The following is an 8,885-nucleotide window of genomic DNA, read 5'->3' on the forward strand; positions in this document are numbered from 1 at the left end:
CAAGATTGATCGGCTGCTGCGCAAATGGCTGGCACGACTACCGCATCCGTTTGATCGGCGCGACCGGGCCGCCGGTTTCCGCTACGCGCTGTCGATCTTGCAGGCCGAGTTCGCGCTGACCCAGGTGCTCGATCGACCGGTGACGGGGCGCATCTTCTTCGAGCAGGTCATCCGCGAGAACCTGGACATCGGACGCCCGGGCCAGGTGCAACTGATCTTCGATCGCCGCGTCAATCGGCGCACCCCGGGGCGCTTTCGCACCCGGGTGATTACCGAAGGGGTCACCCCTTCGCTGCATGTGGACTACAAACGTTCACGCATCAAGCAGTACCACAAGGAGGGTCAGGCTCTACGTACCGAGACCACCATCAACGACACCCGCGACTTTGGTGTCGGACGGCTGCTGCGCAACTTGCCCGAGCTACGCCGAATCGGCTTTGCAGCGAATCGGCGCATGCTCGAAATCGAGCAGATCAGCCACGACTGTGCATTGGGCGAAGACGCGTTTCAGGACCTGCAGCGTGCGCGCCATGTTGACGGGCAGCGCGCACCGGCGCTGCGCTTTGCCGACCCGAAGGTCCAAGCGCTGCTGCATGCGCTGGTGATGTTCATCTTCGTCGCACGCGGCTTTACCAATCAAGACCTGCGGCAAGCCTACGCCGTGCTGCTGGGCCTGCGACCCGGCGAAATCGGCCCCGGGCGCATGAGCTACGAGCTGCGACGCCTGCGCTTGCATGGTCTGATCGAGCGAGTGCCCAAGACCCACCGCTATCGGCTCACAAACCTTGGCCTGCAAACGGCACTGTTCTACACGCGTGTGTACTCGCGCATCTTGCGCCCGGGCCTTGCATTGGTTAGCCCTCAGGCGCCTGCGGAATCGCCAGCGTCTTTGCAGCGCAGCTTCCGCACCGCTGAGAAGGCCGTTAACACCTGGTGCGATCAGGTCAAAATCGCCGCGTAGAAACTTGACTCGACTGCTACAAGATCAATTCAGTCAAGGAATCTAGATGTATTCCAATCGCGTTGTTCAGTCAACATCTGAGGCCAGCGCCTCCGCACGGCGAATATACCTCTAATGTTCTAACGCTTCCCTAAGGCTTCCCTAAGGGAAAGCGTTGATGATGTCACTTAATAGCCTCATGGCCGCCAACGCCCCCACATACACTGCAGCATCTTCGGAGATTTGCATGCCCTCGAACCGCCCAGTACACTTGCCGCCTCTGGCCCGAGCACGATACGATTCGATAACCAGGGTACTGCACTGGTTAACACTTTGGTTGCTCATTGCGCAGTTTGGGTTAGGGTGGTTCATGCCAGAGGTTGATGGCGTAAAAGAGGCGTCGGGCCTTATTGCATGGCATGTCGGTGTGGGGACAACACTTCTTGTCGTGATTGCAGCGCGACTTCTCTGGGCAATAGTTCGTCGAGCGCCCGCACCTGTCGAACAATCGTCAGCGCTTCGTGCAGTGGCGAAGGCGGTACATATGGCCATGTATGCACTATTGCTTTTCGTGCCCTTCCTCGGCTGGTTGAATGCAAGCGCGAGAAACTGGATGGTCAAACTCGGCGGCGTACTTCCACTGCCTCAAATCGCCACGCCCGGCTCTCTTTCAGCATCAATCGGCGAGTTTCACAGCGCGAGCTCGACGATACTACTGATGCTAATTGGACTGCATGTGCTAGCGGTTGTGATACATCAGGTTGCAATCAAAGACCAACTGCTCCGGCGCATGCTTTAAAGACATAATGGACGTCAGGTCTGTCCCAGCAGCGAGGCTTACGCCGCTACCCTGACACGTTCGGCCGCTGTGATGCTGCAAGCAGCAGTTCGGCTCGCACCGTCGCTTATGCTTAGCACTTAACTGGACGTCGCCTCGATGAGATATGCCGCTGCGCTGGTTGCTCTCTTTGCTTGGCTAGTAGCTGCGATGGCGGCGCCTCTGAGCACGTCACCGAATTCCCGGGCGACTGCATTCGTCATTGCTGTCGCCACTAGGGACCTGCGCAGTGCACGGCAAGGTGGCCAACACGTGCTTGCTTATGAGCGAGACGAAACAGAAGCGACGCTGTCTTCCTCCATCACAGAATGGTTGACGCAAGGCGATAGGAGAAGCCTACGGCTTGCACTCGCCGACCAGGAAACCATCTTTGCATTCCATTGGCGGCGGCGCAGATGCCCGCCCAATCTCAGTGCTTCGTCGACATCGACAGCGAAGGATGTCAGCAAGATCTGGCTTACTGGTTGGCGCGGGTACGAAATGGTGACCCACGGTTTATCTCAGCGTATCGGCAGTCGCAGTTCCGGTTGGGATTGCCTCCGCTCATCGTGAAGGACGAAGGCCGGTGAATTTACACGTCGATACCTCGTGCAACGGCCCGTGTACTGCAATCCGGCAGTAGCCTGACGAGCAGTAGCAGCCTATGCGTAATCTTTAACGCCCCGCGCCACGCTGCCGATCAGCCAAGAGCGCGGCGCCACGCTGGCCATGCGTGCCCATGATGAGCAAATCGGCGCGCCATGCGGCCGCCTCGAGCACAATTGTGCGCCCACAACGTCCCGACACTCGCAGGTGCTCACCACTTCGATGGTCGTCTCGCCGGGGACGTGCGCAAATACGCGTCGCGCAGTGGAAGTCGCCGCTTTAGCCTCGTCGGCGAACGCCTGCTCGAGCAGCGAAAACGGTAGGGGATTGCTCAAACGCATGGCTTTGCCGATGACGTAAATCGCGCACAGAGTGTCTCGGGTGAAGCGAAACTGGCGCCGAAGCGCGGAGTCGGAAGCACTTCATTGCTGCGCTTGACCGCGAACAGAATGCGTCGCGGTCTGTCCAAATGCGATGCCTCGAACGAGGTAGGGACGATGAGAATCGGCAGCTTGGCGTTTTTCGCCAACGGATCCATGCGGGGGTAGTCGTACACTTTCATGCAAATTCTGGCGGCTTGTTTGGAAAATGCCTTTCTGATCAATGGTTTGTGAGATTGATGTTCGAAAAGATGCCAGGACTCGGCGGAACCTTACTGGATAAGCCTCTGCGGTAACTCACCGCCAGAATTTGCACGAAAGGTGCGAATAACCCTGATCGGGGAACTCAAACGGACATGGTGACCTTGGCGACCATGCCGATGGCAATGAGACCGGCGACGAGCGCGAAGCCCTGTTGCAGCCTGTTAGCGCTCAACCGGCTGGCAACGAGCCGCCCAGCCAGCATACCGCTCAAGGCACCTGCAGCAAACGGCATCCCCACCGGCCAGTTCATGTGACCTGAAATCGCCGTCGAGATGACGCCGGAGGCGGACACAAGAGTGATGACAGCAAGCGATGTTGCCATGATTGCCGGCACCGGCGCATTGGTGGCTTTCCTCAGCGCGGGGACGATGACGAAGCCACCGCCCACGCCGAGCAGGCCGGACAAAAAGCCCGCGCCGATACCCGCAAGGGCGAGTGCGCGCGTGCAGGCGGCCGTCCACACGAAACGGCCTGTGCCGCTATTGAGCTGACATGGTTGTAAAGCCGGACCGCTGCGAACTTCGTGATGCGTGCCGACGACAGCCTGTCGGAACATCCGGAGCGCGACGTAGGCCAGCACGCCGGCAAAGACCAGTGTGAGCGGTCCGTTCGGCAGTCGATGGGCAAGCCACAGGCCGACGGGCGAGAACACCGTGCCTGTCAGTGACATCAGCGTTGCGGCTCGGTAGCGCACGATTCGGGCCCTTAGACCCATCAATGCACCAAGCGCGGCGGAGACGCCTACAGCCAACAGGGCAATGGGCGCGGCCTCGGCGATGTTCAGATGCAGCACAAACAGCAGCAAAGGCACTGCAAGGATGGCACCGCTTTCACCCGCGAGCACGAGGATGAGGCCGTCGACAAGACCGAGTGCGGCGCCGCTGCCAATCACGTGTTCCACCGGACAACCTCTGTTCAGTCAATTGCGAGCCTTAGCGGTCGGCGCAGGCCGCACTCACGCGCGCTGCGTCGTGGCTTTCGTCCGCTCGACCAGTTCGAAGACGGCCATGCCGGCGACCATTGCCGCCACGAAACCTACGGCCTTGGGGTAGCCAGCGCCCAGCGCAACGAGCGCGGGACCCGGGCAGAAACCGGCCAGCCCCCAGCCGATGCCGAAGGCGGCGCTACCCAGAACCAGTCTCGACGTGATGGCCGTGCTGACGGGAAGTTTCATCGGCAAGCCCAGGTATGACCTGTCACGGCGTCTGGCTGCGAAAAATGCAAGTGAGCCAACCGCAATGGCGCCAGCCATCACAAAGGCGAGTGATGGGTCCCACCGGCCGGCCAGATCGAGGAAACCCAGCACCTTCGCCGGATTTGCCATGCCTGACAGCATCAGGCCAACTCCGAAAAGAAGGCCGGCGAGCAATGCCGTAACCGGCGCGATGAGCGTTGTCTTGAGGGCTGCCATATCAGCCTCCGATCAGGTGACGTTGTACGAAGACAGTCAAAAATCCCGCGGCCATGAAGGTTGCGGTAGCGACGAACGAGCGCACGGACCCTCTGGAGAGACCACATACGCCGTGGCCGCTGGTGCAGCCGCTGGCATAGCGGGTGCCCATGCCGACAAGAAACCCGGCCGCAAGGATCGCGCCCCAACTCGCCTCAATCTCCGCGTGTGCAGGCTTGCCCAGCAGTCCTGCGATGACAGGCGCGCCCACGAGCCCCCCCAGAAACGCGAGACGCCAGTTGACGTCATCGCGCGGCCAGCTCAGCAGGCCGCCGAAGATGCCGCTGATTCCGGCGACGCGTCCGTTGAACAGTACCAGCACGGCAGCCGCTGCTCCGATCACGAGCCCGCCTGTCAGCGAGACACCCGGTGTGAAATGTCCAAGGTCGACCAGCATGATGCGCCTCCTTACTGCTTTGGGCAGAACTGTTCATAGAGTACGGCCATCACGGCGAGCGCCTGCGGACTCGCCACCGAATAAAAGATGTTCTTACCTTCCCTGCGAGTGGCTACGAGGTCGTTTTCCCGCAATACGCCCAGTTGCTGCGACAACGTGGGCTGACGGATGCCAAGTTGTTCCTCGAGCTCACCAACCGACATCTCGCCTTGAGAAAGCTGGCACATCAGCAGCAGGCGGTCGGGATTAGCGAGGACCTTCAGCAGGGCGCACGCATTGGCGGCGCCGGCCTGCATCGTAGCGAGATCGATGGTAAGACGAGGTTTTTTCATGGCCGATGTTCAATATACTTTAAAATAGTATATTGCAAAATAGAGTGTGTGTGAATAGAATGTTTTCATATTCGGAGATAAACATGCAGCCGACCATTCATCCCTTCTTTGACCCCGCCACCTGGACCGTGACTTACGTGGTGTTTGCAGAGGGCCATGCCGGGTGCGCCGTCATCGACCCGGTGCTGGACTACGATCCCAAGGCTGGACGGACCGCCACCGCCAGTGCCGACAAGGTGATCGCTTTCGTGCGCGAGCGTGCGTTACGTGTCGAATGGATACTGGAGACACATGCACACGCCGACCATCTTTCCGCTGCCGCCTATCTCAAGCGCGAACTGGGCGGTCGCATTGCGATCGGCCAGCACATCCGGCGCGTGCAGGGTGTGTTCAAGACGCTATTCAACCTCGAGCCGGAGTTCCGTCTGGACGGGTCGCAGTTCGACCACCTTTTCGAGGATGGCGAGAAGTTTGCAATCGGCGGCCTGACGGGCAGGGCGATGCATGTGCCAGGGCACACGCCGGCCGACATGGCGTACCTGATCGGGGACGCCGTGTTTGTCGGAGACACGCTTTTCATGCCCGACGTTGGCACCGCGCGTTGCGACTTTCCGGGCGGCGATGCTCATGAGCTGTATCGGTCTATCCACAAGTTGCTGGCTCTGCCTACAGATACCCGACTCTTCATGTGCCACGACTATCCACCCGAAAGACGCGGGCCTGCATGGGAAACGACGGTGCGCGAACAGCGGGAACGCAACATCCACGTGCACGACGGCGTAAGCGAAGGGCAGTTTGTCGCCATGCGCCAGGCACGCGATGCGACCCTGGCGATGCCGACACTGATCCTGCCCGCGGTGCAGGTCAATGTGCGCGCCGGCGAGTTTCCGCCGCCAGAGGCGAACGGAGTGCGGTATCTCAAGATCCCTTTAAATGCTGTCTGACGTAAGGCGGATCACGTGCGTCCGGCAGGTGAGGGCGCGTCCTGGTCCAATGTCTGTCGTTTAACTGTTTCAGGAAGCAGGCCATGATTGTGCGTTCCCTCACTCCAGATCTCTCTGTCTCGCCTCAGATTGCCGTCGCTGACGTAGCGACCCTGCTCACGCTGGGGTTCAGGTCAATCGTATGTCATCGGCCTGACGGTGAGGCACCGGATCAGCCTAACTTCGAGGAAATCGCGCAGGAAGCAAAGGCTGCCGGTCTGACGGCAGTGCATCAGCCCGTGGTGCCGGGGCAAGCCTCGGACGAACAGGCGGCCGCATTCACCGCGCTTTGCGCGAAATTACCTAAACCGGTGCTGGCTTATTGCCGTACGGGCACGCGGTCTGCGACATTGTGGGCGCTGTCACAAGCGGACAAGCTGAGCGTTGCGGAAATTGAGCGTGCCACAGCGAACGCGGGATACGACCTCGAAGCGGTGGTGCGGCGTATTGCCAATGCGGGGAAAGCACCGTTGGACGTGGTCGAGGCCGAACATACGGTGGTGATTGTCGGTGGCGGCGCAGCCGGTATTGCTGTGGCCTCGAGCCTGCGTGCCCGCGATCCTTCACTGGATGTCGCGATCATCGATCCTGCGGACGTGCACTACTATCAGCCCGGCTGGACGCTCGTGGGAGCGGGAATATTCGATGCGGCGGACACCGCGCGCACGATGGCATCGCGTGTGCCGCGCGGCGTGCGTTGGCTCAAGACCGCGGTGGTAGCATTCGAACCGGACAGTCATGCGGTGGTGCTTGAGGGGTGCCGGAGAGTGCGCTATCAGCGGCTCGTCGTTTGCCCGGGCATCAAGGTTGACTGGCACGGTATCGAAGGCCTCGTCGATACACTGGGGCGAAACGGCGTGACGTCGAACTACCGTTTCGACCTCGCTCCGTATACGGCGGAACTGGTCAAGGCGCTGCGCAGTGGGAAGGCACTGTTTACGCAGCCGCCGATGCCGATTAAGTGTGCCGGCGCCCCGCAGAAGGCCATGTATCTCTCGTGCGATACGTGGCGCCGAAACGGTACCTTGCACAATACGCAGGTGCAGTTCTTCAACGCGGGCGCGGCGCTGTTCGGCGTGCCTGACTACGTACCGGCACTGATGGAGTATGTGGAAGCATACGGTATTGACCTGCGATTTAGCCATACGTTGAAGAGCATTGATGGCCCTCGCCGGCGCACCGTCTTCGAACGCGCGTTACCTGACGGCAGCAGGGAAACAGTCGAAACTGACTTTGACATGATTCATGTGGTGCCGCCACAGACGGCTCCGGACTTTGTTCGCGCAAGTCCGCTTGCCGACGTTGCAGGCTGGATAGATGTCGACGCCGGCACGTTGCGCCACAAGCGGTACGAGCACATCTATGCGCTGGGCGATGCCACCAGTACAACGAATGCCAAGACGGCGGCAGCCGCGCGCAAACAGGCGCCTGTCGTCGCACATAACGTGCTGGCGAGCCTTGGTCGCGTCAACGGACTTGCGACTTACGATGGCTATGGTTCCTGTCCGCTCACGGTCGAACGCGGCAAGGTGGTGCTCGCCGAGTTTCTTTATGGTGGCAAGGTAGCGCCCAGCTTTCCCGCGTGGCTGCTCGACGGCACACGACCGTCGCGTCTTGCCTGGTTTCTCAAGGAGCGGATCCTGCCGCCGCTCTACTGGGACGGCATGCTCAAGGGGCGAGAGTGGATGGCGCGACCGGAGCTTGCTGATCGATAACGCGACGGCTCGGCGAATTGGCCGGAAGAATGGTGACCTACGCTTCACGCCGAAGGTGTGTCGTCCGTATTTGATGCCAATGAGTTTGGCACTGCTCTGGTTCGAGTCGTAGAACACGTACGTCGAGCACGCCATCGGCGATCAATGCCCTAACCTTCGCCACCCCAGCGAAGTAGGCGTCCGGCTTGACGGTTCAAGTCATATTGCCTATTGTGATTTTGCCGTCTGCCTTCATTTGCTGTTCGAGCAGGCCCGGTGGCAGCGTCTCCCAGAAGATTCGGCAGCGATACTGGGGATTGTCTTTCTCGAACTGTTCGACAAGTGGCGCCATGGCGAACAAATGTCAATGCGTCGCTTTACTGTTCGCACCTCGCCGGTTCATGGGCGCGGTGTTTTCGCGGTCACTCAAATGTCTGCCGGCGAAACCATCCTCGAGTACAAAGGCGAACTCGTCGCCTGGAAAGAGGCGCAACGTCGCTATGAGCAATCTGCGGCAGAGGACGGGCACACGTTTTTCTTCGATCTCGATGATGGCCAGGTGATCGACGGCGCACAAGGAGGCAATTCGGCCCGTTGGGTCAACCACAGTTGCGAGCCGAACTGCGAAGCCGAGCAGCAGGGCAGCCGAGTGTTCTTTCACGCGCTGCGCGATATCGAGCCGGACGAAGAATTGTTCATTGAAATTGTTCATTGACTATCGGCTTTTCGTCGAGGGGCGTCGGACGCCGGCGCTGAAGAAGCTTTATCGATGTTGCTGCGGCTCGCTTCACTGCCGGGGAACCATGTTGGCACCAGCGCGAGGATGAGCGATGCAACAGTGCGGCTGGCTCGAAGTCTCATGCGGAAAGCCGCCGCAAGCCAGCACAACGCCGTGCCGCGCGGTGATCCGCAAGTCGCGGTCCGCTGCGCTCGCGCGCACGCCGACCACCTTGGCGTCCTCGCACAGCAGTTCGTTCACGGGCGTCGAAGTGAGGATCGGAATGTCGAGCGCCAGCGCCGAC

10 protein-coding genes and 2 pseudogenes are annotated in these 8,885 nt (G+C 60.3%); 5 read left to right on the forward strand and 7 right to left on the reverse strand.

Features of this window, described 5'->3' with window-relative positions:
• Both AWB81_RS38175 and AWB81_RS38180 read left to right on the forward strand, forming a co-directional pair.
• Positions 1-961 (forward strand): annotated as a pseudogene (locus AWB81_RS38175) (hypothetical protein); the annotation flags it as partial.
• A gap of 226 nt (positions 962-1,187) precedes the next feature.
• Positions 1,188-1,739 (forward strand): cytochrome b, encoded by a 552-nt coding sequence (locus AWB81_RS38180; RefSeq protein ID WP_062643275.1) that lies wholly within the window; start codon positions 1,188-1,190, stop codon positions 1,737-1,739.
• A 693-nt stretch (positions 1,740-2,432) separates the two neighbouring features.
• On the opposite strand, the gene AWB81_RS38190 is transcribed toward AWB81_RS38180, so the two are convergent.
• From AWB81_RS38190 to AWB81_RS38215, 5 genes are all read right to left on the reverse strand, one after another.
• Positions 2,433-2,615, reverse strand: a complete 183-nt coding sequence (locus AWB81_RS38190; protein WP_087135481.1) for a universal stress protein — start codon at positions 2,613-2,615, stop codon at positions 2,433-2,435.
• A 474-nt stretch (positions 2,616-3,089) separates the two neighbouring features.
• Entirely contained in the window at positions 3,090-3,908 is an 819-nt protein-coding gene (locus AWB81_RS38200; protein ID WP_062643281.1) for a sulfite exporter TauE/SafE family protein, read from the reverse strand.
• Positions 3,909-3,962: 54 nt separating this feature from the next.
• Positions 3,963-4,418, reverse strand: coding sequence for a YeeE/YedE family protein (locus AWB81_RS38205; protein ID WP_062643283.1), 456 nt, complete (start codon positions 4,416-4,418; stop codon positions 3,963-3,965).
• A gap of 1 nt (position 4,419) precedes the next feature.
• The gene (locus tag AWB81_RS38210) at positions 4,420-4,854 is read right to left on the reverse strand and encodes a YeeE/YedE family protein (RefSeq protein ID WP_062643286.1); all 435 of its coding nucleotides are present in this window, start codon (positions 4,852-4,854) and stop codon (positions 4,420-4,422) included.
• Between the two features lie 11 nt (positions 4,855-4,865).
• Positions 4,866-5,186: an ArsR/SmtB family transcription factor gene (locus AWB81_RS38215; protein WP_062643287.1), complete on the reverse strand. Its 321-nt coding sequence runs from the start codon at positions 5,184-5,186 to the stop codon at positions 4,866-4,868.
• Between the two features lie 83 nt (positions 5,187-5,269).
• On the opposite strand from AWB81_RS38215, the gene AWB81_RS38220 reads away from it, so the two are divergent.
• Both AWB81_RS38220 and AWB81_RS38225 read left to right on the forward strand, forming a co-directional pair.
• Entirely contained in the window at positions 5,270-6,130 is an 861-nt protein-coding gene (locus tag AWB81_RS38220) for an MBL fold metallo-hydrolase (RefSeq protein WP_062643290.1), read from the forward strand.
• Between the two features lie 83 nt (positions 6,131-6,213).
• On the forward strand, positions 6,214-7,884 hold the full coding sequence (locus AWB81_RS38225; protein ID WP_062643292.1) for a bifunctional protein tyrosine phosphatase family protein/NAD(P)/FAD-dependent oxidoreductase: 1,671 nt from the start codon (positions 6,214-6,216) through the stop codon (positions 7,882-7,884).
• 124 nt (positions 7,885-8,008) lie between these two features.
• Here AWB81_RS38225 and AWB81_RS47590 read toward each other — a convergent pair.
• A pseudogene (locus AWB81_RS47590) lies at positions 8,009-8,227 on the reverse strand (ABC transporter substrate-binding protein); the annotation flags it as partial.
• Positions 8,228-8,293: 66 nt separating this feature from the next.
• On the opposite strand from AWB81_RS47590, the gene AWB81_RS48605 reads away from it, so the two are divergent.
• The gene (locus AWB81_RS48605; protein ID WP_327373253.1) at positions 8,294-8,578 is read left to right on the forward strand and encodes an SET domain-containing protein; all 285 of its coding nucleotides are present in this window, start codon (positions 8,294-8,296) and stop codon (positions 8,576-8,578) included.
• Positions 8,579-8,650: 72 nt separating this feature from the next.
• Here AWB81_RS48605 and AWB81_RS38240 read toward each other — a convergent pair.
• Positions 8,651-8,885: FAD-binding protein (locus AWB81_RS38240; protein WP_235026124.1), on the reverse strand; the 235-nt coding region annotated here is incomplete at its 5' end.

It is taken from the genome of Caballeronia arationis, assembly GCF_001544975.2.
GTDB lineage: Bacteria > Pseudomonadota > Gammaproteobacteria > Burkholderiales > Burkholderiaceae > Caballeronia > Caballeronia arationis.

Bases quoted from the DNA above. Each gene is read 5' to 3' on its own strand.
- AWB81_RS38180 (WP_062643275.1), top strand. From the start codon at position 1,188: ATGCCCTCGAACCGCCCAGTACACTTGCCGCCTCTGGCCCGAGCACGA.
- AWB81_RS38225 (WP_062643292.1), top strand. From the start codon at position 6,214: ATGATTGTGCGTTCCCTCACTCCAGATCTCTCTGTCTCGCCTCAGATT.
- AWB81_RS48605 (WP_327373253.1), top strand. From the start codon at position 8,294: ATGTCTGCCGGCGAAACCATCCTCGAGTACAAAGGCGAACTCGTCGCC.
- AWB81_RS38220 (WP_062643290.1), top strand. From the start codon at position 5,270: ATGCAGCCGACCATTCATCCCTTCTTTGACCCCGCCACCTGGACCGTG.
- AWB81_RS38205 (WP_062643283.1), bottom strand. From the start codon at position 4,418: ATGGCAGCCCTCAAGACAACGCTCATCGCGCCGGTTACGGCATTGCTC.
- AWB81_RS38215 (WP_062643287.1), bottom strand. From the start codon at position 5,186: ATGAAAAAACCTCGTCTTACCATCGATCTCGCTACGATGCAGGCCGGC.
- AWB81_RS38210 (WP_062643286.1), bottom strand. From the start codon at position 4,854: ATGCTGGTCGACCTTGGACATTTCACACCGGGTGTCTCGCTGACAGGC.